Annotated in this window: 26 protein-coding genes; 15 read left to right on the top strand and 11 right to left on the bottom strand. The window is 69.6% G+C overall.

Annotated features, from left to right (window positions below):
* Nucleotides 1–47 precede the first annotated feature (47 nt).
* From I8E28_RS07945 to I8E28_RS07915, 7 genes are all read left to right on the top strand, one after another.
* Nucleotides 48–1079, top strand: a complete 1032-nt coding sequence (locus I8E28_RS07945) for a TRAP transporter substrate-binding protein (RefSeq protein WP_200787451.1) — start codon at nucleotides 48–50, stop codon at nucleotides 1077–1079.
* Nucleotides 1079–1588: a TRAP transporter small permease gene (locus I8E28_RS07940; RefSeq protein WP_200787450.1), complete on the top strand. Its 510-nt coding sequence runs from the start codon at nucleotides 1079–1081 to the stop codon at nucleotides 1586–1588. The genes I8E28_RS07945 and I8E28_RS07940 overlap by 1 nt, the downstream gene beginning before the upstream one ends.
* Nucleotides 1578–2879, top strand: coding sequence for a TRAP transporter large permease (locus tag I8E28_RS07935; RefSeq protein WP_200787449.1), 1302 nt, complete (start codon nucleotides 1578–1580; stop codon nucleotides 2877–2879). The genes I8E28_RS07940 and I8E28_RS07935 overlap by 11 nt, the downstream gene beginning before the upstream one ends.
* A gap of 28 nt (nucleotides 2880–2907) precedes the next feature.
* Nucleotides 2908–5055 (top strand): thiamine pyrophosphate-dependent enzyme, encoded by a 2148-nt coding sequence (locus tag I8E28_RS07930; protein WP_200787448.1) that lies wholly within the window; start codon nucleotides 2908–2910, stop codon nucleotides 5053–5055.
* Between the two features lies 1 nt (nucleotide 5056).
* Entirely contained in the window at nucleotides 5057–6592 is a 1536-nt protein-coding gene (locus I8E28_RS07925; RefSeq protein ID WP_200787447.1) for an indolepyruvate oxidoreductase subunit beta family protein, read from the top strand.
* Nucleotides 6593–6885: 293 nt separating this feature from the next.
* Nucleotides 6886–7155: a hypothetical protein gene (locus I8E28_RS07920; RefSeq protein WP_200787446.1), complete on the top strand. Its 270-nt coding sequence runs from the start codon at nucleotides 6886–6888 to the stop codon at nucleotides 7153–7155.
* Between the two features lie 55 nt (nucleotides 7156–7210).
* Nucleotides 7211–8449 carry a multidrug effflux MFS transporter gene (locus tag I8E28_RS07915; protein WP_200787445.1) on the top strand — a complete coding sequence of 413 codons (1239 nt, stop codon included), beginning with the start codon at nucleotides 7211–7213 and terminating at the stop codon, nucleotides 8447–8449.
* A gap of 133 nt (nucleotides 8450–8582) precedes the next feature.
* Here the strand turns inward: I8E28_RS07915 and I8E28_RS07910 are convergent, their stop codons facing one another.
* Both I8E28_RS07910 and orn read right to left on the bottom strand, forming a co-directional pair.
* Nucleotides 8583–10169: a DEAD/DEAH box helicase gene (locus I8E28_RS07910; protein WP_200787444.1), complete on the bottom strand. Its 1587-nt coding sequence runs from the start codon at nucleotides 10167–10169 to the stop codon at nucleotides 8583–8585.
* Nucleotides 10170–10503: 334 nt separating this feature from the next.
* Entirely contained in the window at nucleotides 10504–11067 is a 564-nt protein-coding gene (orn, locus tag I8E28_RS07905) for an oligoribonuclease (protein WP_200787443.1), read from the bottom strand.
* 34 nt (nucleotides 11068–11101) lie between these two features.
* On the opposite strand from orn, the gene I8E28_RS07900 reads away from it, so the two are divergent.
* The 3 genes from I8E28_RS07900 to rsgA are packed head-to-tail and all read left to right on the top strand — an operon-like array spanning nucleotide 11102 to nucleotide 13623.
* The gene (locus tag I8E28_RS07900) at nucleotides 11102–12361 is read left to right on the top strand and encodes a M48 family metallopeptidase (protein WP_200787442.1); all 1260 of its coding nucleotides are present in this window, start codon (nucleotides 11102–11104) and stop codon (nucleotides 12359–12361) included.
* Nucleotides 12358–12684: a 4a-hydroxytetrahydrobiopterin dehydratase gene (locus I8E28_RS07895; protein WP_200787441.1), complete on the top strand. Its 327-nt coding sequence runs from the start codon at nucleotides 12358–12360 to the stop codon at nucleotides 12682–12684. The genes I8E28_RS07900 and I8E28_RS07895 overlap by 4 nt, the downstream gene beginning before the upstream one ends.
* A gap of 18 nt (nucleotides 12685–12702) precedes the next feature.
* Complete coding sequence (gene rsgA / locus I8E28_RS07890) at nucleotides 12703–13623, top strand: ribosome small subunit-dependent GTPase A (protein WP_200787440.1); 921 nt, start codon at nucleotides 12703–12705, stop codon at nucleotides 13621–13623.
* Nucleotides 13624–13626: 3 nt separating this feature from the next.
* Here the strand turns inward: rsgA and I8E28_RS07885 are convergent, their stop codons facing one another.
* The 6 genes from I8E28_RS07885 to rpsP all read right to left on the bottom strand — a co-directional run bounded on the left by I8E28_RS07885 (nucleotide 13627) and on the right by rpsP (nucleotide 17588).
* Nucleotides 13627–14622, bottom strand: a complete 996-nt coding sequence (locus I8E28_RS07885) for a CobD/CbiB family protein (protein ID WP_200787439.1) — start codon at nucleotides 14620–14622, stop codon at nucleotides 13627–13629.
* 34 nt (nucleotides 14623–14656) lie between these two features.
* Nucleotides 14657–15379: a CoA pyrophosphatase gene (locus I8E28_RS07880; RefSeq protein WP_200787438.1), complete on the bottom strand. Its 723-nt coding sequence runs from the start codon at nucleotides 15377–15379 to the stop codon at nucleotides 14657–14659.
* Between the two features lie 94 nt (nucleotides 15380–15473).
* Entirely contained in the window at nucleotides 15474–15866 is a 393-nt protein-coding gene (gene rplS / locus I8E28_RS07875) for a 50S ribosomal protein L19 (RefSeq protein ID WP_200787437.1), read from the bottom strand.
* Between the two features lie 126 nt (nucleotides 15867–15992).
* A complete protein-coding gene (gene trmD, locus I8E28_RS07870) occupies nucleotides 15993–16748 on the bottom strand; it encodes a tRNA (guanosine(37)-N1)-methyltransferase TrmD (RefSeq protein ID WP_200787436.1) in 756 nt (251 codons plus the stop codon).
* 1 nt (nucleotide 16749) lies between these two features.
* The gene (gene rimM, locus I8E28_RS07865; RefSeq protein ID WP_200787435.1) at nucleotides 16750–17316 is read right to left on the bottom strand and encodes a ribosome maturation factor RimM; all 567 of its coding nucleotides are present in this window, start codon (nucleotides 17314–17316) and stop codon (nucleotides 16750–16752) included.
* Between the two features lie 8 nt (nucleotides 17317–17324).
* Nucleotides 17325–17588 (bottom strand): 30S ribosomal protein S16, encoded by a 264-nt coding sequence (gene rpsP, locus I8E28_RS07860; protein ID WP_200787434.1) that lies wholly within the window; start codon nucleotides 17586–17588, stop codon nucleotides 17325–17327.
* Between the two features lie 129 nt (nucleotides 17589–17717).
* Here rpsP and I8E28_RS07855 point away from each other — a divergent pair, with 129 nt between their 5' ends.
* From I8E28_RS07855 to I8E28_RS07845, 3 genes are all read left to right on the top strand, one after another.
* Nucleotides 17718–18239 (top strand): GNAT family N-acetyltransferase, encoded by a 522-nt coding sequence (locus I8E28_RS07855; RefSeq protein WP_200787433.1) that lies wholly within the window; start codon nucleotides 17718–17720, stop codon nucleotides 18237–18239.
* On the top strand, nucleotides 18236–18682 hold the full coding sequence (locus I8E28_RS07850) for an NINE protein (protein WP_200787432.1): 447 nt from the start codon (nucleotides 18236–18238) through the stop codon (nucleotides 18680–18682). Before I8E28_RS07855 ends, I8E28_RS07850 begins: the two co-directional genes overlap by 4 nt.
* A gap of 106 nt (nucleotides 18683–18788) precedes the next feature.
* Nucleotides 18789–19325 carry a GNAT family N-acetyltransferase gene (locus I8E28_RS07845; RefSeq protein WP_200787431.1) on the top strand — a complete coding sequence of 179 codons (537 nt, stop codon included), beginning with the start codon at nucleotides 18789–18791 and terminating at the stop codon, nucleotides 19323–19325.
* A gap of 95 nt (nucleotides 19326–19420) precedes the next feature.
* Here the strand turns inward: I8E28_RS07845 and I8E28_RS07840 are convergent, their stop codons facing one another.
* The 3 genes from I8E28_RS07840 to I8E28_RS07830 are packed head-to-tail and all read right to left on the bottom strand — an operon-like array spanning nucleotide 19421 to nucleotide 21504.
* On the bottom strand, nucleotides 19421–20431 hold the full coding sequence (locus I8E28_RS07840; protein WP_200787430.1) for an inorganic phosphate transporter: 1011 nt from the start codon (nucleotides 20429–20431) through the stop codon (nucleotides 19421–19423).
* Nucleotides 20431–21078: a DUF47 domain-containing protein gene (locus tag I8E28_RS07835; protein ID WP_200787429.1), complete on the bottom strand. Its 648-nt coding sequence runs from the start codon at nucleotides 21076–21078 to the stop codon at nucleotides 20431–20433. Before I8E28_RS07835 ends, I8E28_RS07840 begins: the two co-directional genes overlap by 1 nt.
* 60 nt (nucleotides 21079–21138) lie before the next feature.
* On the bottom strand, nucleotides 21139–21504 hold the full coding sequence (locus I8E28_RS07830; RefSeq protein WP_200787428.1) for a DMT family protein: 366 nt from the start codon (nucleotides 21502–21504) through the stop codon (nucleotides 21139–21141).
* Between I8E28_RS07830 and I8E28_RS07825 the strand changes: the two genes are divergently transcribed.
* On the top strand, nucleotides 21503–22162 hold the full coding sequence (locus I8E28_RS07825) for an RluA family pseudouridine synthase (RefSeq protein WP_200790333.1): 660 nt from the start codon (nucleotides 21503–21505) through the stop codon (nucleotides 22160–22162). The genes I8E28_RS07830 and I8E28_RS07825 overlap by 2 nt on opposite strands.
* Nucleotides 22163–22199: 37 nt before the next feature.
* Nucleotides 22200–22814 (top strand): dioxygenase family protein, encoded by a 615-nt coding sequence (locus I8E28_RS07820; protein ID WP_200787427.1) that lies wholly within the window; start codon nucleotides 22200–22202, stop codon nucleotides 22812–22814.
* Nucleotides 22815–22821 lie beyond the last annotated feature (7 nt).

Here is a 22821-nt window from a genome sequence, read left to right as displayed (position 1 = left end):
GTCGCGCAAGGCCCGTCCGCCATCGAGGCAATCCACAGGAGACAAGCATGCGCCAGCGCCATTCCCGTTCCGTGTCCACGCCCCTCGCCCTCGCCGCCGCCCTGCTGTTCGCAGGCGCCGTGTCCGCGCAGGACAAGCCGGTCGAGATGAAGTTCGCCCACTGGCTGCCGCCGACGCACTCGCTGTCCAAGACCGGCTTCGAGCCGTGGGCCAAGTCGGTGGAAGCCGCGTCCAAGGGCAGCATCAAGGTGGCCCTGTATCCCGCGCAGCAACTGGGCAAGGCCGCCGACCACTACGACATGGCGCGCGACGGCATCGCCGACATGACCTGGGTGAACCCCGGTTACCAGGCCGGCCGCTTCCCGCTGATCGCGGCCGGCGAACTGCCGTTCCTGGTCGGCAAGCCGGGCACCGGCTCGGCCGCCATCGACGCCTGGTACCGCAAGTACGCCGCGCAGGAAATGAAGGACGTGAAGTTCTGCTTCGCGCACCTGCACGTCGGCACCATGCACTCGAAGAAGCCGATCACCGAGCCGTCCCAGCTCAAGGGCATGAAGATCCGCTCGTCCAACGGCACCAACGCCGCGTTCATGACGCTGCTGGGCGCCACCAACGTGCAGGTGTCGGCGCCGGAAGCACGCGACGCGCTGGACAAGGGGGTGGCCGACGCGATCGCCTTCCCCTGGGATTCGATCGTCTCTTTCGGCATCGACAAGGCGGTGAAGTACCACACCGACATGCGCCTGTACGCGTCGGACTTCGTCTGGGTGATGAACAAGGGCTGGTACGACAAGCTCGCCGCCGGCCAGAAGAAGGTCATCGACGACCACTGCAACAACGACTGGGCCGGCAAGGTCGGCGCCGCGTGGGGCGACTTCGAGGACGGCGGCCAGGCCAAGCTGGAGAAGTCCGCCGGCCACACGATCGTCAAGCTCACGCCGCAGCAACTGGACCAGTGGAAGAAGGCGGCCGAGCCGCTGTATGGCCAGTGGGTGCAGGCCGCCGACAAGGCCGGCTTCAAGGGCCAGGAAGCCCTGGGCGAGCTGCGCAAGGAGATCGAAGCGCGCAAGGCCAACTGATGCGCCGGCTGCTCGCGGCCGCCGAACTGGTGGCGGCCCTGTTCCTGCTCGCGATCGCGCTGCTCACCTCGGGCAACGTCGTGCTGCGCGACGTCTTCAGCTACCAGATCCCCGACTGGTACGACGGCGCGCGCATGCTCCTGGGCATCGCGCTGTTCTGGGGCGTGGCGCTGGCCACGTACTACGGCAGCCACATCTGCGTCGACGCGCTGTGGGAGCACCTGGACACCGGCGGCCGCCGGCAGCTGGACATCGTCGCCACCGTCTGCACCCTCGCCTTCCTCGTCCCGCTCGCGTGGATGGTGTGGGTGAAGGTCGCCGGCACCGGCACGCAGGGCACGATGGACCTGCGCATGCCGCTGTGGATTTTCTATTCCGTGGCGTCCGTGGGCACCACGGTCGCCGTGATGCTGGCAATCGCACGCATCGTGTTGCTGTGGCGGGGCGAAACCGACCGGCTGCGCCCGCCGGCGCTGGACGACCAGGCGGAGGCGACCCATGTCGCGTGACCTCGTCGCCCTGCTCGGCTTCCTGGGCATGTTCGCGCTGATGGCGGTCCGCGTGCCGATCGGTGTCTCGATGGGCATCGCCGGCGTCTGCGGCTTCGCGGCGCTCTCGGGCTGGAAGGCCGGCTTCAACCTGCTGGCCAACGTGCCGCTCTCGGTGGTCACCGACTACAACCTGAGCGTCATCCCCATGTTCATCCTGATGGGGGCGTTCGCGTCGCGAGGCGGCATGAGCCGCGAGCTGTTCATCGCCGGCCGCGCCTGGCTCGGCCACCTGCGTGGCGGGTTGGCAATGGCGTCCGTGGCGGCTTGCGGCGGCTTCGCGGCCATCAACGGGTCGTCGGTGGCGACCGCCGCGACGATGGCGCAGGTGGCGCTGCCCGAGATGCGCCGCGCGGGCTACCACCCGGGCCTGTCGGCGGGCCTGATCGCCGCCGGCGGCACGCTGGGCATCATGATCCCGCCGTCGGTGATCTTCGTGCTGTACGGGATCATGACGGAGACGGACATCAAGAAGCTGTTCGCCGCGGGCGTGATCCCCGGCCTGCTGGCGGTCGGCTTCTACTTCATCGTCGTGCAGGTGATCGCGCGCATGCGGCCCGACGCGCTGCCGCGCGGCGAGGCGCACGCCTGGCGCGAGCGCTGGGCTTCGATCCGCGGGCTGTGGGCCGTGATCCTGCTGTTCGCGTTCGTGCTGGGCGGCATCTACGGCGGCCTGTTCACGGTGGAGGAAGGCGCGGCGGTCGGTGCGGCCGGCACGCTGCTGATCGGCATCCTGCGCCGGCGCCTGAAGGTGCCGGACATCCGCGCCGCGCTGATCGACACGCTGCGCGTCTCGTCCGCGATCATGACCATCGTCATCGGCGCGTTCCTGTTCGGCTACTTCCTCACCATCACCCAGTTCACCCAGAAGGCGGTCGACGTGCTGGTGCACCTGCCCGTGGGCGCTTACGGCGTGCTGGCGCTGGTCATGGTCGGTTACTTCATCCTCGGCGCGGTGATGGACGAACTGGCGATGATCCTGCTGACGGTGCCGGTGGTGTTCCCGGCCATGATGCAGCTGGGCTTCGACCCGGTGTGGTTCGGCGTCATCGTCGTGATGGCGGTCACCTTCGGGATGATCTGTCCGCCCGTGGGCATCAACGTGTTCGTGATCAACTCGATCGCGAGGGACGTGACACTCGGGCGGATCTACAAGGGCACCATGCCCTTCATCGCGGTCGACGTGGTGCGCCTGGTGATCCTGTGCGCGTTCCCGGCGATCTCGCTCTGGCTGCCCTCGCAGCTGAACTGACCCTTTCCACTTCGCAGGAGTTTCGCGCGTGGAACGTTCCTTCCAGACCGAGATCCAGGCCCTGCAGCTCGGGGCCGGCCAGACCTTCCACGGCGAAGGCATCCTGGCCGTCACCAAGGCGCTGCTGCAGTCCGGCGTCACCTACGTCGGCGGCTACCAGGGCTCGCCCGTGTCGCACCTGCTCGACGTGATGGTGCAGGCGCGCGAGGACCTGGAGCAACTGGGCGTGCACGTCGAGGCGTGCACCAACGAGAGCTCTGCGGCCGCGATGCTGGCGGCGTCGATCATGTATCCCGTGCGCGGCGCCGTGACCTGGAAGTCGGTGGTCGGCACCAACGTCGCGTCGGACGCGCTGTCCAACCTGGCGTCGCCGGGCGTGCGCGGCGGCGCGCTGATCGTCGTCGGCGAGGACTACGGCGAGGGCGCCAGCGTGATCCAGGAACGCACCCACGCGTTCGCGCTCAAGTCCACGCTGTGGCTGCTCGACCCGCGGCCGCACCTGCCCACCATCGTGCGCATGGTCGAACGCGGCTTCGAGCTGTCGGAAGCCTCGAACACGCCGGTGCTGATGGAACTGCGCATCCGCACCTGCCACCTGCGCGGGAGCTTCGTCGCTTCGGACAACAAGGCCCCGGCCATCTCCAGCCGCGCGCTGGCGCAGCAGCCGCCGGCGTTCGACTACGACAAGCTCGCGCACCCGCCCGCGACGTTCCGGCACGAGAAGCTGAAGTACGAGCAGCGCATGCCCGCGGCACAACGCTTCATCGAGAAAGCCGCGCTCAACGAATGGATGCCCGGCGATGTGCGCGGCATCGCGCTGATCGTGCAGGGTGGCCTGTACAACACCGTGGTCCGGGCGATGCAGCAGGTCGGCCTGGCCGATGCCGAAGGCCGCCCGCGCATCGACATGCTGGTGCTCAACGTGGTCTACCCGCTGGTGCCGGCCGAGATCGAGCGCGCCTGTGCCGGCCGCGCCGCCGTCCTCGTCATCGAGGAAGGCCAGCCCGAGTTCATCGAGAAGGACGTCGCGACCCTCGTGCACCGCGCCGGCAGCCCCGTGCGCGTGCACGGCAAGGACCTGCTGGCGATGGCGGGCGAGTACACGGTGGAAGTGGTGGCCCGCGGCCTGGTGCAGTTCGTGGAGCGCCACGCGGGCGCCGATGCAGGACGTGCGGGCACCGCGTGGCTCGACACCGTGTCGGACCTGCGCCGCCGCGCCTCCGAAGCCCTGGGCGGCGCCGTGCCGCAGCGGCCGCCCAACTTCTGCACCGGCTGCCCCGAGCGGCCGGTCTATGCGGCGCTGAAGCTGGTCGAGCGCGAAGTCGGGCCGCTGCACATCTCGGCCGACATCGGCTGCCATTCGTTCGCGTCGTTCGAGCCGTTCTCCTTCGGCCACTCGATCCTGGGCTATGGCATGAGCCTGGCCTCGAGCGCGGCGGTGAAGAACTTCAGCGCCAAGCGGCCGGTCGCGATCATGGGTGACGGCGGCTTCTGGCACAACGGCCTGCTCTCCGGCGTGACCTCGGCGCTGCTCAATCGCGGCGACGGCGTGCTGGTGATCATGAAGAACGGCTATACGTCGGCGACCGGCACGCAGGAGACGATCTCCACGCCGACGTCCGCGTCGCGCCGCGTCGCCGAAGGCACCAGCGCCACCGGCTCCGAGCTGACGATCGAGAGCACGCTGAAGGGCATGGGCGTGCGCTGGCTCAAGACGGTGCACAACTACCGTGTCTCGAAAGTGCGCGAGGCCTTGCGCGAAGCGCTGACGACGCCCTTCGGCGGTCTCAAGGTGATCATCGCCGAGGGCGAATGCCAGCTGGAGCGCCAGCGCCGCCTGCGGCCACTGCGTGCCGAGCGCCTGAAGCAGGGCCTGCGCACCGTGCGCACGCGCTACGGCGTCGACGAGGACACCTGCACCGGCGACCACTCGTGCATCCGCCTTTCGGGTTGCCCGACGCTGACGGTGAAGGACACGACGGACCCACTGCGCACGCAGCCGGTCGCGCACGTCACGAATGGCTGCGTCGGCTGCGGCTTGTGCGGCGAAGTCGCCGACGCCGCCGTGCTGTGCCCCTCGTTCCACCGCATCGACATCGTCACCCACCCCAGCTGGTGGGACCGCCTGCTGGACCGCATCAACCGCGTCGTGATCGGCGCGCTGCAACCCGCCTGACATGACCCGCCCTCCCCTGCGCATCCTGGTGGCCGCCCTCGGCGGCGAAGGCGGTGGCACGCTGCTGGACTGGATCGTGCGCTGCGCCGAACTGTCCGGGCTGCCGGTGCAGGCGACGTCGGTGCCCGGTGTCGCGCAGCGCACCGGTGCGACCAGTTACTACGCCGAACTGCTGCGCGACCCGCTGCCGGCCGGTTCACCCGATCCGGTGTTCGCGCTCACGCCGGTGCCGTCGATGGTCGACGTGCTGGTCGCCAGCGAGCTGCTGGAGGCCGCCCGCATGATCGAGCGCGGCTTCGTCGACGCGGGCACGACGCTGATCGCGTCCACCCACCGCGTGTACACGACGATCGAGAAGATGCACGGCACCGATGGCCGGGCCGACGCCGATCGCGTGCAAAGCGCCGCCGCGCAGCTGGCGGGGCGCAGCATCCTCGTCGACATGGAGTCACTCGCGCAGCGGCACGGCACGGTGGTGTCCGCCGTGATGTTCGGCGCGCTGGCCGGCGCGGGCGTGCTGCCCTGGCCGCGGGAGCGCTGCGAGGAAGTCATCCGGCTCGGCGGCCGCGGCGCGCAAGCGAGCCTCGCGGGGTTCGCGGCAGGCTTTGCGGCTGCGAGCGAAGGCGCACCGGCGACCGCCGCGACGGCAACGCGCGATGACGTCGCGGCGGTCCTCGCAGACGCGCCTCTGCGCGCGGAAGACCGTGCGGCTCTCATGCAGCGCTGCTCCGCGCTGCCGGGACAGGTGGGCGTGCTGGCCGCCCACGGTGCCCTGCGCTGCCTCGACTACCAGGACTTCGCGTACGCCACCACGTACCTGGACCGGCTCGAGCCGCTCGTGCAGGCCGCACCGGCCAGCGCCGTGCTCGAGGAAGCCGCGCGCCAACTCGCTCTGTGGATGTGCTTCGAGGACATCGTGCGCGTGGCCGACCTGAAGACGCGCCGCGAGCGATTCGAGCGCATCCGTGCCGAAGCGCGCGCCGCGGCGGGCGAGGTCGTGCGCATCACCGAGCACTTCAAGCCGGGCGTGCACGAGGTGTGCGACCTGCTGCCGCGCGCCGCGGGCCTGCGCCTGCTGCGCACCGCGCACCTGCGCGGCTGGCTGGGCGAGTCGGCGCACGCCGGGATGCACATCCGCTCGACCAGCATCTGGGGCTACCTGCTGTTGCGCACGCTCGCGAAGCTGCGCCCGTTGCGGCGCAAGTCGCTGCGCTTCCACCAGGAAGACGAAGCGCTGCAGGCCTGGCTGCAGGCACTGGCGCAAGCCTTGCGCCAGGCGCCGGATGTGGCCGCGCCGCTGGCGCGGTTGCCGCAGGTGCTGAAGGGCTACGGGGAGACGCAGCGCCGCGGTCGGGAGCACTACGCCAGCCTGTGGCGCGAGCACGTGGTGCCGGCGCTGCAGGAACGCGGCACGCGCGACGCAGCCGCTTTCAATCAGGCACTGCAGGCGGCGCTGGCCCAGCCGGAATCGGCACGGAGTGCAGTGGCCCCCGCCGCGCAGCCCGTGTTCTGGGCGGCGCCGGCGTCGAAGCGCTAGCGCTTCAGATCCACAGGGCCAGCATCACCGCGGCCCAGACGCCGACCGCGGCAGCGATCCCGGTCCAGAAATACGGCGTACCCACCAGCCCCGCGTCTTCCGGTGCCATGACTGCGTTCTCCTTGTCGCAGCCATCCTGGGCATCCGCCCGTGGCGGGTTCGTAGGACGGACTTGTTTCGCCGCGTGCGCGCAGCGCGCATGCCGGCACCAAGCTCATGGTGAGCCGGCGTCCTACACCCTTCTCCGCTTTCGGACGCTGCCGCTCAGGCAGCGTGGTGGCCATCATCACGCCGTGATCCGAGACATCGACAACAACGAACGCCAGCTCCTGGCCAGCCACTTGCGCGCCAGCGGGCGCGACCCGTCCAGCTTCAGCGTCGCCCTCCAGCCCGACGGGCTGGTCCGCGTCAGCGGCCCGCGCGGCACCGCCTTCTACCCGCGCGCGCAATGGTTCGACCGCTTCACGCGCCACCTCGACAAGGCCTTCTTCGATCCCGCCGTGCCCGCCCCGTCCGGCCCCCGGCTGGAGCGTAAGGGCCCTGCAATGCTCCAAGCTGCCTGAGCGGTAGGATGCGGCTCCGCATGGACCGCCGCATGCCCGCCACCCTCTCCCCGGCATGAATCCCGACGCCGCCACCCTCTGGCGCGCGCCGCCGTGGGCGCTCGCCGTGCTGCTGGCGATGCTGGGCATGCTGGGGCCGTTCTCGATCGACACCTACATCCCGGCCTTCACCGGCATCGCGGACTCGGTCGGCGCGACGCCGGTGCAGATGCAGCAGACGCTGTCGGCGTACCTGTTCGGCTTCGCCTTCATGAACCTGTTCCACGGTGCGCTGTCGGACAGCTTCGGCCGCCGGCCGGTGGTGCTGGTGGGCATCGCGGTGTTCACTCTCGCGTCGGCCGGCTGCGCGCTGTCGCAGACGATCGGGCAGCTGGTGTTCTTCCGCGCGCTGCAGGGGTTGTCGACCGGCGCCGGCATCGTGGTGTCGCGCGCGGTGGTGCGCGACATGTTCCCGCCCGCGCAGGCGCAGCGCGTGATGAGCCAGATCACGATCTACTTCGGCGTCGCGCCGGCCGTGGCGCCGATCGTGGGCGGCTGGCTGTTCGTGCACGCCGGCTGGCACGCGATCTTCTGGTTCCTCACCGGCGTCGGCGTGCTGCTGTGGACCGCCAACTACAAGCTGCTGCCCGAGACCCTGCATGTCACGCACCGGCAGCCGTTCAAGGTCCGCAACCTGCTGCGCGGCTACTGGGAACTGGGCGCGAGCCCGCGCTTCCTGCTGCTGGCCCTGGCCAGCGGCGTGCCGTTCAACGGCATGTTCCTGTACGTGCTGTGCGCGCCCGCGTTCCTGGGCGAGCACATGGGCCTGCAGCCGCAGCAGTTCTTCTGGTTCTTCGTGCTCACCATCAGCGGGATCATGGGCGGCGCGTGGCTGAGCGGCCGCGTCGCCGGCAAGATCCCGCCCAAGCGCCAGATCCGCAACGGCTTCGTGATCATGCTGTCGGTGTCGCTGGTCAACGTGGTGGCCAACCTGCTGTGGACACCGAACGTCTGGTGGGCGCTGTGGCCGATCGCGATCTTCGCCTTCGGCTGGGCGCTGATGGTGCCGGTGGTGACGCTGCTGGTGCTGGACCTGAACCCCGAGCGGCGCGGCATGGCGTCCTCGCTGCAAGCCGTGATCGGCTCGACGGCCAACGGCGTGGTGGCCGGCGCGATCGCGCCGCTGGTGATGCATTCCACCCGCGCCATCGCGATCTCGTCGATCCTGATGCTGCTGGTGGGGCTGGTCGCTTGGATCTACGCCCACTGGCGCTGGCCCGACATCGGGCGGCACGCCACGGCCCAGCCTGCGTAGAAGGCAAAAAAAAGGGACCCCGAGGGGTCCCTTGTTCATTGTTCTTCTTGTCGTTCTTGTTCTTGTCGTTCTTGTTCTTCTTGCGCTCTGTGCGTCTGTCGCGCTTTTTGCGTCGTGCTGTCCGGCCCTGTCCTTAGCGCTTCTTCATGTCGCGCGGCACGAAGGTCTTGCCACCGTTGCCCTTGCCGGCGAAGCCGCCGCCGGAGCGTTCGAACGGGGCGCCTTCGCGGCGGCGGTCGCTGCCGCCGAAGTCGCCGAAGCCGGGCTTGCGGCCGAAGCCCTCGCCGCCACCACTGCGGCGCGGGGCGCCGGTGCGGTGCGCCGGGGCGCCGCGGCCCTTGCCGCCGAAGCCGGGTTGCGGCGCGCGAGGCGGGCGGTTCTGCGGCTCCATGCCGGGCACCACCTCGGCCTTGAACGGCTGCTTGGTGAAGGCTTCGATGTCGAAGATGCGGAAGCGGTCGCGGTATTCCGCGAACGTCACGGCCAGGCCGTCGCGGCCCGCACGGCCGGTGCGGCCGATGCGGTGCGTGTAGTCCTCGCTCTTCATCGGCAGGCCGAAGTTGAACACGTGCGTGATCGTCGGCACGTCGATGCCGCGCGCGGCGACGTCGGTGGCCACCAGGATCTGCACCTGGCCGCTGCGCAGCGCCATCAGGCGGCGGTTGCGCAGGCCCTGGCTCAGCGCGCCGTGCAGCGCCACGGCCGCGAAGCCGGTCTGCTGCAGGTCTTCGGCGAGCGCGTCGCATTCGATCTGCGTCGAGGCGAACACGATGGCCTGGTCCATCGACGCATCACGCAGCCAGTGGTCCAGCAGCGCGCGCTTGTGCTGCGGGTGGTCGGCCCAGAACAGCACCTGCTTGATGTTGGCGTGCGCTTCCTGCGGCGAGTCGATCTGGATGCGCTGCGGCTGGCGCATCACCCGCGAGGCCAGCTGCTGGATGCGCGGCGCGAAGGTGGCGCTGAACATCATGGTCTGCTGGCGGGCGGCCGTCAGGCGGTTGACTTCGGCCAGGTCGTCGGCGAAGCCCAGGTCCAGCATGCGGTCGGCCTCGTCGACGACGAGGAAGCGCACTTCGTCCAGCTTGATCTGGCCCGAGCGCTGCAGGTCGAGCAGGCGGCCCGGCGTGGCGACGACCAGGTTGGCGTTCTGCAGGCGCGCGATCTGGACCTGGTAGGGCATGCCGCCGACCACGTTGGCGATGCGCAGGCCGCGGCAGTGCTGCACCAGGCCGATGGCGTCGTGCGCCACCTGCTGCGCCAGTTCGCGCGTGGGGCACAGCACCAGCGCGCCGGGCGCGGCGGGCTTGAAGCTGCGCGGGTCGGTCGGGTTGCGGCGCTTGCGCTTGGGCGGCTCCTCGCCACGGGCGGCGGCTTCGGCCGCCGCGCGCTGCTGCTCGGCGCGCTCGCGCTCGGCTTCCTCGGCCTGCATCTGGATCAGCGTGTGCAGCACCGGCAGCAGGAACGCCGCCGTCTTGCCGCTGCCGGTCTGGCTGGACACCATCAGGTCGATGAAGGCCTGCTCGCCCTTGCCGCCGGTGGGCAGCGCGCGCGGGATGACGTCCGCCTGCACGGCGGTGGGGTCCGTGTAGCCCAGGTCCGCGACGGCCTGCACCAGCTCGGGCGCGAGGCCCATGCGCACGAAGCCGTTGGGGATGGAAATGATCTCGGAATCGGTTTGCGCAGGCGCGAAGTCGCCCTGCACGTCGAACGTGTCGGTCATGGAATCTCGTTGCGACCACCCCCGTGGGGAGCGGTCGTCGTCAGTGGTCAGGAAACATCCACCATCAGACGACAATCCGGGCGCTGCTGCGGCCGGTGGCTCGATCGGTGAGCCTGTGCATGAAGGGAGATGCAAGGACGCGGCGTCGTAAGCACCGCGAGAACCCGTATTGTCGCACGAATGCGGGTTTTCCCCAAATCGCTGGGGACATCGCGCTCAGAACTCCCAAACGCGGAAGTCGCAGAACACCGCGGAAGTCGCAGAAGGACATCCATAAGGATTGTTCTGCGCCTTCCGCGCTTCTTCTGCGACTTCTGCGTTCGGGAGTCCGCCTTCAGTCCAGCCGCAGGAACTGCTCGCGGTAGTGCGCGAGTTCGTCGATCGACTCGTGCACGTCGGCCAGGGCGGTGTGGGCCTGCTGCTTCTTGAAGCTGTTGAACGCGGCGGGCTTCCAGCGGCGGGCCAGTTCCTTCAGCGTGCTCACGTCGAGGTTGCGGTAGTGGAAGAAAGCTTCCAGCCGCGGCATGTACTTCACCAGGAAGCGGCGGTCCTGGCCGATGGTGTTGCCGCACAGGGGCGACGTGCCCTTGGACACGTAGCGCGACAGGAAGGCGATCAGTTCGTCCTCGGCGGCCTGCTCGGTCACGGTGGATGCCTTCACGCGGTCGATCAGGCCGCTCTTGCCGTGCGTGCCCTTGTTCCACGCATCCATCCTGTCCAGCTGTTCGTCGCTCTGGTGGATCGCGAAGACCGGTCCTTCGACGCGCGGCTGCAGGTCGGGGCCGGTGACGATGACGGCGATTTCGATGATGCGATCGACCTCGGGATCGAGGCCGGTCATCTCGCAGTCGAGGAAGACGAGATTCAGGTCGTTCTTGGCCAGCGTTGCGTCGGACATATCGAGGCATTGTCGCATCGCCTAAACTGGAGTGATGCTTTCTCCGTACGCTTGGACGCTCGCGTTCGCCGCCATGCTGGTGGCCAGCCTCGCACTGCGGTTCTGGCTCGCATCGCGGCAGATCCGCCACGTCGCCCGCCACCGCGGCGACGTGCCGGCGGCCTTCGCGTCCACCGTGTCCCTTGCCGCGCACCAGAAGGCGGCCGACTACACGATCACCAAGTCGCGACTCGGCCTGATCGAGATGGCGTTCGGTGGCGTCGTGCTGCTGGGCTGGACCTTGCTCGGGGGACTGCATGCACTGAACCAGGCACTGCTCGCGTGGCTCGGGCCGGGCATGGCGCAACAGCTCGCGCTGCTCGTCGCATTCACCGCCATCGGAGGCCTGCTGGACCTGCCGTTCAGCCTGTACAGCACGTTCGTGATCGAGGAGCGCTTCGGCTTCAACCGCATGACCTGGCGGCTGTGGCTGCTCGATGCGATCAAGGGCCTGCTGCTGGCCGCCGTGCTGATGCTGCCGCTGGCCTGGGCCGTGCTCTGGATCATGGGCGCCGCGGGCCGCCTGTGGTGGCTGTATGCCTGGGCGCTGGTCGCGCTGTTCCAGGTGTTCGTGCTGTGGATCGCCCCCGTCGTCATCATGCCGCTGTTCAACAAGTTCAGCCCCTTGCAGGACGCCGGCCTGCGCGAACGCATCGTGGCGCTGATGCAGCGCTGCGGGTACACCGCGCGCGAGTTGTTCGTGATGGACGGCAGCAAGCGCAGCGCGCACGCCAATGCGTACTTCGCCGGCTTTGGCCGCAACAAGCGCGTCGTCTTCTTCGACACGCTGCTCAACAAGCTGTCGCCCGCCGAGATCGACGCCGTGCTGGCGCACGAAATCGGGCACTTCCGCCACCGCCACATCGTCAAGCGCATCGGCGCCGTCTTCGCCGTCAGCCTGCTCGGTTTCGGCCTGCTCGGCTGGCTGCAGTCGCAGCCGTGGTTCTACCTGGGGCTCGGCGTCGGTCCCAACCTCGAAGGCCCGAACGATGCCCTGGCGCTGGTGCTGTTCCTGCTGGTGGTGCCGGTGTTCTCGTTCTTCGTCGGCCCGCTGATGGCGCAGCTGTCGCGCGGCCACGAATTCGAAGCCGACGCCTTCGCCGTCGCGCAGACCGGCCGCGACGACCTGAAGTCCGCGCTGCTCAAGCTGTACGAGGACAATGCGTCCACGCTCACGCCGGACCCGCTGTTCGTGAAGTTCTATTACTCGCACCCGCCGGCGTCCGAGCGGCTGGCCCGCATGGCGGCCGCATGAGGGACCCCGACGCCGAACAGCGCCGGCCGCGCCGCGCGCTGACGCCGACGCAGGTCGTCGCCCGCCTCGCCACCGCACCTGGCTGGCGCCTGTCGGGCGACGGGGCCGACGTCGCGATCGAGAAGACCTTCGACTTCCCCGACTACCACGAGGTGATCGCGTTCGTGAACGCGGTGGCCTTCATCGCCCACCGGCGCGACCACCACCCCGACCTGTCGGTGCACTACGCGCGCTGCGTGGTGAAGTGGAGCACGCACAGCGTGCAGGGCCTGTCCGACGCCGACTTCGAATGCGCCGCGCTGGTCGACGCGCTGCTGGCCTGAGCATGGGAGGCACCGCGCGTGGCTGACCGGTCCGGGTTGTCGACGGGCCTGGTGGTCGCCACCTTCGGCCGCCACGTGCTGGTGGAGTCCCCGGACGGCCAGCGGCGCATCTGCCACCCGCGCGGCAAGAAGGGCCAGGCGGTGGTCGGCGATCGCGTGCAGTGGCGGCCCTCGCACGACGAAGGCACGGTCGAACGCATCGACGCGCGCCGCAACCTGTTCTACCGGCAGGACGAGATCCGCACCAAGTCCTTCGCCGCCAACCTCGACCAGGTGCTGGTGCTGATCGCGGCCGAGCCGGAGTTCTCCGAGCATCAATTGACGCGCGCGCTGATCGCCGCCGAAGCCGAGAAGATCACGCCGCTGATCGCCTTGAACAAGAGCGACCTCGTCGAGCCGTTCGAGCGCGCGTGGCGCCGGCTGCAGCCGTACCAGCACATGGGCTACGGCGTGCTGCCGCTGTCGCTGCGCCTGTCGCGCGACACCGACCACGAGCACCTGATGCAGCACCTGCGCGGCAAGACGACGCTGGTGCTCGGGCCTTCGGGCGCAGGCAAGAGCACGCTGATCAACCTGCTGGTGCCGCAGGCGCAGGCGCAGACCGGCGAGATCTCCAAGGCGCTCAACTCGGGCAAGCACACGACGACGAGCACGACCTGGTACTGGGTGGACGAAGCGAAGACCACCTCGCTGATCGATTCACCGGGGTTCCAGGAATTCGGGCTGCACCACCTGGAGCCCACCGCGCTGGCGAGCCTGATGCGCGACCTGCGGCCGCACCTGGGCCAGTGCAAGTTCTACAACTGCACGCACCGCCACGAACCGGGCTGCGCGGTGATCTCGGCCCTGGCGCACGCCGAAGCCGAGCACCCGATCACGGCCAACCGCTACCGGATCTACTGCGACCTGTTCGACGAGCTGAGCGAGCCGCAGTGGTGAGGGCTAGCCGAGCAGCCTTGCCAACGTCAGCAGTGCCAGCAGCACCATCCACAGCACCACGGTGCGCCAGACCAGGCCGACGATGCTGCGCAAGTGGGCGGGTTCGGCGTCGCGGCCGGGGGTGCTTTCGCTGTCGGCGTCGGTGCCGCCCGGCGCGTTCGGCGCGGCGCTGAAGGTCTGCGAGGTGTTCGGCGAGAACGCGGACCGCAAGGCTTCGCCGCCCAGGCGCACGTTCACCGCGCCGGACGTCGCGGCCAGGATCACGCCGTCGTTGTCGTTCGGGAAGCGCTGCGAATGGTGGCGCCAGCAGTCGATCGCTTCCTCGAAGCTGCCGACGATGGCGAACGCGAGCGCGGTGATGCGCGCCGGCAGCCAGTCGATCACCTTCCAGGCCTGCGCCGCGGCCACCTGCGCCGCTTCGCTCACCGGCTGCGACAGGCTGCGGTAGCGCCAGTAGCGCGTCACGAATTCGGCCATCCGGTACAGCACCGCGCCGGCCGGCCCGAGCCCGAAGGCGGCGAGCACCGAGAACCACGCCAGCACGCCGAACACGTGGCGGTGCGCGGCCAGCACCGAGTATTCGATGACGTGGCGAACGATCTCGCGCCGGGGCAGCTGCGCCGCGTCGACCTGCTGCCACTGCGCGAGCAGCTCGCGCGCGCGGTCCTCGTCCCCGGCATCGAGCGCGTCGCGGATCGCGGTGAAGTGGTGGCTGAACTGGCGGAAGCCCAGCGTGACGTACAGCACCGCGACGCTCCAGGCGACCGCGGCCAGCCAGCCGACGGTCTTCACCAGCGCCCAGTGGATCGCAGCCACGGCCACCGCTGGCACCAGCGTGGCGACGCACCACGCGATCCAGCCGTGCTGCATGCTGCCGGCATCGAAGTTGCGGCTGGCCCAACGCGCCCACCGGCGCAGGCCGGCGTGGATCGGGTTGTGCCTCGCCAGCGGCCGGACCTGCTCGAGCAGGAGCGCGAACAGGATGGCGAAGAAACTCATGCGCCGATGATACGGGCGGCCCTCGCGGGGCCGCTTACGCCGCGAGGAAGCGGTAGAAATTGCGCAACAGCCCCGCCGTGGCGCCCCAGATGAAGCGCTCGGTGGTGCCCTGCATGTAGGGCATCGAGAACCACTCGCGCTCGGCGCCGCCGGCCAGGATGCGGTGGCGGCGGTGGTGCGCCGGGTTCATCAGGAACTGCAGCGGCACCTCGAAGGCGTCGGCCACTTCGTGCTCGTTGAGCACCAGCGGCGCATGCGGCTGCACCAGGCCGATCACCGGCGTGATGATGAAGCGCGTGCCCGTCGTGTACGTCGGCAGCTCGCCGACCACTTCGACGAAGGACGGCTCGAGCCCGATTTCCTCGTGCGCCTCGCGCAGCGCCGTGTGGGCGGCGTCGCGATCGGTGTCGTCGCGCTTGCCGCCCGGGAAGGCGATCTGGCCCGAGTGGGTCGACAGGTGCACCGTGCGCTCGGTCAGCAGCACCATCGGCTCGTCGCGCATGACGATCGGCACCAGCACCGAGGCCGCGGCGATCTGGCGGTCGGTGAAGCGCGGCTCGGCGCGCAGCTCCGGCTGCCAGTCGGGCGGGAAGCGGAAGCGCTGGCGGATGGCCTCCGGGCGCAGCTGCTCCGGCACCACCGGCGGCAGCTGCGTGTCGATGCCCACGACCGGCACGGTGCGCGGGTCGAAGTTGGGCAGCTTGGACAGCGGCACCACGTCGGGTGGCGGGGTCGCGGGACTGGGGTCGATCGGCATGGGCGGGTCGGAAAAAGAAAACCGCCGCGGGCGGGTGGCCGAGCGGCGGTGTCCTGGGTCCCGGCCTGCGCCGGGACTGCTGCTTTGCAGCCGCTTACTCGGCGGCCGCGGCAGCCGGGGCCTTCTTGGTGGAGAGGGCCAGCTTCTCCTTGATGCGGGCCGACTTGCCGCTGCGCTCGCGCAGGTAGTACAGCTTGGCGCGGCGGACGTCGCCGCGGCGCTTGACTTCGATGCCGGCGATCAGCGGGCTGTAGGTCTGGAAGGTGCGCTCGACGCCTTCGCCGCTGGAGATCTTGCGCACCGTGAAGCCGCTGTTGAGGCCGCGGTTGCGCTTGGCGATCACGACGCCTTCGTAGGCCTGCACGCGCTTGCGGGTGCCTTCGACGACGTTCACGGACACGATCACGGTGTCGCCGGGGGCGAACTCGGGGATCTTCTTGCCCAGGCGGGCGATTTCCTCTTGCTCGAGGGTCTGGATCAGGTTCATGGTGGTTCCACGCGATCTTGCCCTGCTACGCAAGGGGCCCCGCTTCGGGGCTGTCTCGGACAGCCGGGGGCGGCCGGGCAGAGGATCGGAGAGCCGGTGATTATAGCCTGCCGGGCTGTCCCCGGCCTAGGGCTGGGCCGGAAGCGATTTCAGGAACGCCTCGTCCGCCTTGGACAGGCGCCCCGCCGCGCGGGCGGCGGCCAGCAGGTCCGGCCGCAGGCGGGCGGTGGCTTCCAGCCGGCGATCGCGCCGCCAGCGCTCGATCTGGGCATGGTGGCCGGACATCAGTTCGGCGGGCACCTTGCGCCCCTGCCACTCCTCCGGCCGCGTGTAGTGCGGGCAATCCAGCAGGCCGTCGATGGCGGGGTTGAAGCTGTCCGCCTCGTGGCTGCCGGTGTCGTTCAGCACGCCGGGCTGCAGGCGCGCCACGGCGTCCAGCAAGGCCATGGCGGCGATCTCGCCGCCGGACAGCACGAAGTCGCCCAGGCTCACCTGCACGTCCACGTCGGTGTCGATGAAGCGCTGGTCGATGCCTTCGTAGCGGCCGCACAGGAGGATGGCGCCGGCGCTGGCGGACCAGCCCTCGACCCGCGCGTGGTCCAGGCGGTCGCCCACCGGCGAGAACAGCACCACCGGCGCGGCATCGCCGCGATCGGCCTTGACGGCCGCCACGCAGCGCGCCAGCGGCTCGGCCAGCATCACCATCCCGGGGCCACCGCCGAACGGACGGTCGTCGACGCGCCGGTAGTTGCCTTCGGAGAAGTCCCGCGGGTTCCAGAGGCGCACGTCGACCAGTTTCGATTCGTACGCCCGCCGCGTCACCCCGCTTTCCAGGAACGGCGCGAACAGCTCCGGGAACAGCGTGACGACGTCGAAGCGCACCTCAGTCCCCCGGCTGCCAGTCGACCGTGATGCGCTTGCCGGCGATGTCGACGGTGTCGACGAACGCGTTGACGAACGGGATCAGCGTCTCGGCCCGCTGGCCGTCGACCTGGCGGGCGATGACCAGGACCGTCTGCGGCCCGGTGGGCATGAGGTCCTCGACCGTGCCGAAGACGAAGCCTTCGCGGTTGACCACCTGCGCGCCAAGCAGGTCGACCCAGTAGAACTCGTCGTCCGCGGGCGTGGGAAAGCTCGAGCGCGGCACGAACACGCGCGCGCCCTTGAGCAGTTCGGCGGCGTTGCGGTCGTCGACGTCGTGCGCCAGCGCCACGACGCTGTCGGAGTGCTCCTTGGCTTCGCGGATGCGCAGCAGCTGCGCGCCCGTGAAGGCCGGCTTGGTGGCCTTCTCCGGCGGCAGCAGGAACCAGCGGCGGGAAGAAAAAAGCGCTTCCGGGGAAGCGCTGTGGGGCAGGACCTTGAACCAGCCCTTGATGCCCCAGGCATCGTGGATGCGCCCGACTTCGATGGCGTCCGCGGGCAATTCCGCGGGCTCGAGCCCGGGCACCATCGCGGCGGTCAGGCTGCGGCGGCGGGCGCCTTGGCCGCGGACTGCTTGAGGATGCGCTCGACGGTCGGGGAGACCTGCGCACCGACGCCGCGCCAGTAGGTCAGGCGGTCCTCGGCCATGCGGGTCTTTTCCTCGCCATCCTTGGCGATCGGGTTGTAGAACCCGAGGCGCTCGATGAAGCGGCCATCGCGGCGCACGCGCTTGTCGGCGACGACGATGTTGAAGAACGGACGGCTCTTGGAGCCGCCGCGGGAGAGTCGAATGACGACCATGATTTATCCTTCGGGTGGTACCACAGCGGCCGACACGGCCGCTGCGCGGATCTTCCAGCGTTGAGACACGCGCATCGGCCACCCGGCCAGCGACACGCTGGAAAGCCCACGATTCTAGCAGACCGCCCCATGCCCACGATCCGCCCCAGCACGGACGCCGACTTGCCGGCCGTCACGTCCATCTACGCCCACCACGTGCTGCACGGCACCGGGACCTTCGAAACCACCCCGCCGACCGAGGCCGACATGGCCGGCCGCCGCGCCGACGTGCTGGGCAAGGGCCTGCCCTGGCTGGTGCTGGAGGACGGCGGCCGCGTGATCGGCTATGCCTACTGCAACTGGTTCAAGCCGCGCCCCGCCTACCGCTATTCGGCCGAGGACTCGATCTACCTGCACCCCGATGCCGCCGGTCGCGGCCTCGGCAAGCAACTGCTCACGGCGCTGTGCGAGCAGGCACAGGCCGCGGGCGTGCGCAAGCTGATCGCGGTGATCGGCGATTCGGCCAACGCGGGTTCGATCGGCGTGCATCGCGCGCTGGGCTTCCAGGACGTCGGCGTCGTCAAGTCGTGCGGCTGGAAGTTCGGCCGCTGGCTGGACATCGTCCTCATGGACAGGGCCCTCGGCGAAGCCGACGGCAGCGCCCCCGAATGAAGAGCAAGACTCTCGCCACGTGGCTGGCGTTCCTCGGCGGCACGTTCGGCCTGCACCGCTTCTACCTGCACGGCGCCCGCGACTGGCTGGGCTGGCTGCTGCCGATCCCGACGCTGGTCGGCGCGTACGGCGTGCTGCGCATGGCCACGCTGGGCACCAACGACGGCCTCAGCTGGGTGTTGGTGCCCGTCCTCGGGTTCACCTTCGCGGGCTGCTGCCTCACCGCCATCGTCTACGGCTTGCGCAAGCCGCACGAGTGGAACGCGCGCTGGAACCCCGGCGCCGACCCCGAAGCGCCGGCCGGCCAGACGCGCTGGGCGACGATCTGGGCAGTGGCGCTCGCCCTGATGGTCGGCACCGCCGTGCTGATGGCCAGCATCGCGATCAGCTTCCAGGGCTACTTCGAGCACCAGGTCGAGGAAGGCCGGCGGATCTCGCAGTGAGGTGCGCGGCGCCTTCGCGCATGCGCCGATGCACAAGCGGCATTTCGCAGCCGCGCCGCGCATCGGTAGAGTGGCTCGTCCATTCATCACCCACAGGAGCTCCGTGATGGACGCCGCTCGCCCCATCGAGGACGTCGTGATCCGCGCCGCCGAACCGGCGGACGCCGCCGGAATGTCGGCGGTCATCGGCCGCCTGGGCACCGTCGAAGGCACGCTGCAGATCCCCGACATGCCCGTCGCCTCGCGCATCGACCACCTGCAGAAGATCGAGCCACGCGACTGCAAGCTGGTCGCGGTCGCCGGCGGCGACATCGTCGGCGTCGCGGGCCTGCATTCGGTCGGCATGTCGCTGCGACGCCAGCACGTCCGCTCATTGGGCATCGGCATCGCCACCGAATGGCAGGGCCGCGGCCTCGGCCGCCGGATGATCGAGCGGCTGCTCGATTGGGCCGACAACTGGGCCGGCGTGCTGCGCATCGAGCTGCACGTGCACGCGGGCAATGCACGCGCGAAACGCCTGTACGAAAGCCTCGGCTTCGTCGAGGAAGGCCGCCACCGCGGCTACGCCATCACGGCGGGCCACTACGAGGACAGCTTCTCGATGGCGCGCCTGCACCCGAACCCACCGCAGATCCAGAAGTAACCGTCATTCCCCGCGAAGGCGGGAATCCATCGCTTCCGCCTTGCTCCGCAGTGATGGAAGCGGTGGGCCCCCGCCTCCGCGGGGACGACGAAGCGTCAGAAGATCTGCAGCGACACCCAATACCCGATCGCAGCGACGAACGCCGCCGCCGGGATGGTGAAGATCCAGGCCCAGACGATGTTGCCGGCGACGCCCCAGCGCACGGCGCTGGCGCGCTGGGTGGAGCCGACGCCGACGATGGCGCCGGTGATGGTGTGCGTGGTCGACACGGGGATGCCCAGCGCGGTGGCCAGGAACAGCGTCAGCGCGCCGCCGGTTTCGGCGCAGAAGCCGCCCACGGGCTTGAGCTTGGTGATCTTCTGGCCCATGGTCTTGACGATGCGCCAGCCGCCGAACATCGTGCCGGCGCCGATGGCCGTGTAGCACGCGACGATCACCCAGCCGGGCGGCGACTTGGCCGCGGCCGAGACGTGGCCGCTGGCGATCAGCAGCAGCCAGATGATGCCGATCGTCTTCTGCGCGTCGTTGCCGCCGTGGCCCAGGCTGTACGCGCCGGCGGACACCAGCTGCAGGCGGCGGAACCAGCGGTCCACGCGCGAAGGCGTCGAGCGGCGGAAGATGTGCGAGACGGCCACCATCATCAGCGAGCCGAGCAGGAACCCCAGCAGCGGCGAGACGAAGATGAACAGCACCGTCTTCCAGATGCCGGCCGCGACCAGCGCACCGGCGCCGGCCTTGGCGATCACCGCGCCGACGATGCCGCCGATCAGCGCGTGCGACGAGCTGCTGGGGATGCCGTACAGCCACGTCACGATGTTCCAGATCGTGGCCCCCAGCAACGCCCCGAACACGATGTGCGTGTCGACGATCCCCGGCTCGACGATGCCCTTGCCGATGGTGGCCGCCACGCTCAGGTGGAAGATGAAGATCGCGAACAGGTTGAAGAACGCAGCGAACAAGACGGCCGTCGTCGGCCGCAGCACGCCGGTGGACACGACGGTGGCGATGGAATTCGCCGCGTCGTGGAACCCGTTCATGAAGTCGAAGACCAGGGCCAGGGCCACCAGCATGATCACCACCCAGAGGGCGGCCTGCGTCGCTTCCATCAGGAGTGCTCGAGGATGATGCCCTCGACGACGTTCGCCACGTCCTCGCACTTGTCGGTGATCGACTCCAGCAGTTCGTACACCGCACGCAGCTTGATCACCTCGCGCACGTCCGGCTCCTCGCGGAACAGGCGGCTCATCGCCGCGCGCATCACGCGGTCGGCGTCGGACTCGATGCGGTCGATCTCCTCGCAGGTCTTCAGCGCCGTCTCGGCGGTGTGCGAGTCGGTCAGGTCGCCGATCAGGGCCACCGCGTCCTTCACCCGTTCGCAGCACTTGACCGAGAGGTCGGTCAGCCGCGTGATCTCGTCGTTGACCTGGCGCAGGTCGTACAGCGACATGGTCTCGGCCGAGTCCTGGATCAGGTCGGCGATGTCGTCCATCGTGTTGATCAGGGTGTGGATCTGGTCGCGGTCGATGGGCGTGATGAAGGTCTTGTGCACCAGGCGGTTCACCTCGTGCGTCACCCGGTCGGCGGCGCGCTCGGCCTCGTCCACTTCGCGCGTGTACTGCTCGCGCATGTTGGCATCGCCGTAGTTGGCGACCAGCTTGGCGAATGCATGCGCCGCCTCGACGATGCGCTCGGCATGCTGGTTGAACATTTCGAAGAAGTTGCCTTCGCGTGGCAACAGCTTGCCGAAGAGCATCGCGTTCCGTCCGTATCTGCAGGGTTGCGCGGAGTGTAACGGGCGCCCCTGCGCCGTCCGTCAGCCGCGGAACATGAAGTACGCCGCGCCCACCATGCACAGCGCGGCCCACAGGTAGTCCAGCTTCAGCGGCTGCTGCAGGTAGACCACCGCGAACGGCACGAACACCGCCAGCGTGATCACTTCCTGCATGATCTTGAGCTGCGCCACCGACAGCCCCGCCTGCTGGAAGCCGATGCGGTTGGCCGGCACCTGCAGCAGGTACTCGGCCAGTGCGATCCCCCAGCTCACCACGGCGGCGATCCACCAGGGCTTGTCGGCCAGGTTCTTCAGGTGGCCGTACCAGGCCAGCGTCATGAACAGGTTGGAACACACGAGCAGCACGATGGTCTGCAGCGAGGCGGGGGACGTGAGGGCGGCGGCCATGGTCGGCGGATTATCGGCAGGGGCGCCGGCCTGGCTCGTCCATGCCGACGCATGGCTGGTCGTGGTCGACAAGCCGGCCGGACTCCTGTCGGTGCCCGGCCGTGGCGAGGACAAGCAGGACTGCATGGCGCGGCGGGTGCAGCAGCACTTCACGGACGCGCTCATCGTCCATCGGCTGGACCAGGCAACGTCGGGGCTGCTGCTCTTCGCGCGCGGCGCCGACATGCAGCGGAAGTTGTCCATGGACTTCGAAGGACACCGCGTGCACAAGCGGTATGTCGCCGTGGCCGGGGGCGAGATCGAGCCCTCGCCGGACTGGTCTGAGATCGACCTCCCCTTGCGCGCCGACTGGCCGAACCGGCCGCGGCAGGTGGTGGATCGCGACCAGGGCAAGCCCAGCCTCACGCGGTGGCGAGCCGTCGGGCCGGGTCCGCTCGCCGGCACCACGTTCGTCGAGCTGGAGCCGGTGACCGGTCGCTCGCACCAGCTGCGCGTCCACCTGCAAGCCATCGGCCACCCGATCGTCGGCGATGCGCTCTATGCGCCGCCCGACATTGCAGCAGCCGCGCGCCGCCTGCTGCTGCACGCCGGCGAGCTGCAGCTGGTGCACCCAGCCAGCGGCGAGCCCATGGCGTGGCAGAGCCACGCGCCGTTCTGAGGCGCGCTACGCTGGAAGCGATCGCAAGGAGCCCGCCATGCCCAGCCGCCTGCCCACCCGCCGCACCGTCGCCGCCGCCCTCGTCGTCGCGCCCGCGTTGTGGCGCAGCGCGCTGGCCCAGGCGCCGCGCCGCCTGACGCCGCGCCAGACGGAGGGCCCGTTCTATCCCGTCGCCCTCCCCTCCGACACGGACTTCGACCTGCTGCGCAACGGCGCGCAGCGCTATGCGAAGGGCGAAGCGGGTTGGCTCGAAGGCACGCTCACGGACGTGGACGGCCGCCCGGTCGGCGGGGGCGTCGTCGAAATCTGGCAATGCGATGCGGCCGGCCACTACCACCATCCCGGCGACGGCGGCGCCGACCCGGCGTTCCAGGGCTTCGGCCGCGTCGCCGTCGATGCGCAGGGCCGCTGGCGCTTCCGCACCCTCCGGCCGGTGCCGTACACGGGCCGCACGCCGCACATCCACCTGAAGGCCCGCCTCGCGCAACGCGAGCTGCTCACCACGCAGGTGTACGTGCAGGGCGACCCGCACAACGCGCGCGACGGCCTCTGGCGCAGCCTCGGTGCGGAAGACCGCGCGGCGGTCACGGTGCCCTTCACCGCCGGCGCCGAAGGTTGGCGCGCGGACTTCCCGCTGGTCGTGGCCGCCTAAGATGGCG

The sequence above is a fragment of the Ramlibacter algicola genome (genome assembly GCF_016641735.1).
GTDB classification, from domain to species: domain Bacteria; phylum Pseudomonadota; class Gammaproteobacteria; order Burkholderiales; family Burkholderiaceae_C; genus Ramlibacter; species Ramlibacter algicola.
Note: the sequence above shows the minus strand (reverse complement) of the source record. Positions and strands in the feature narration are given on the sequence as shown.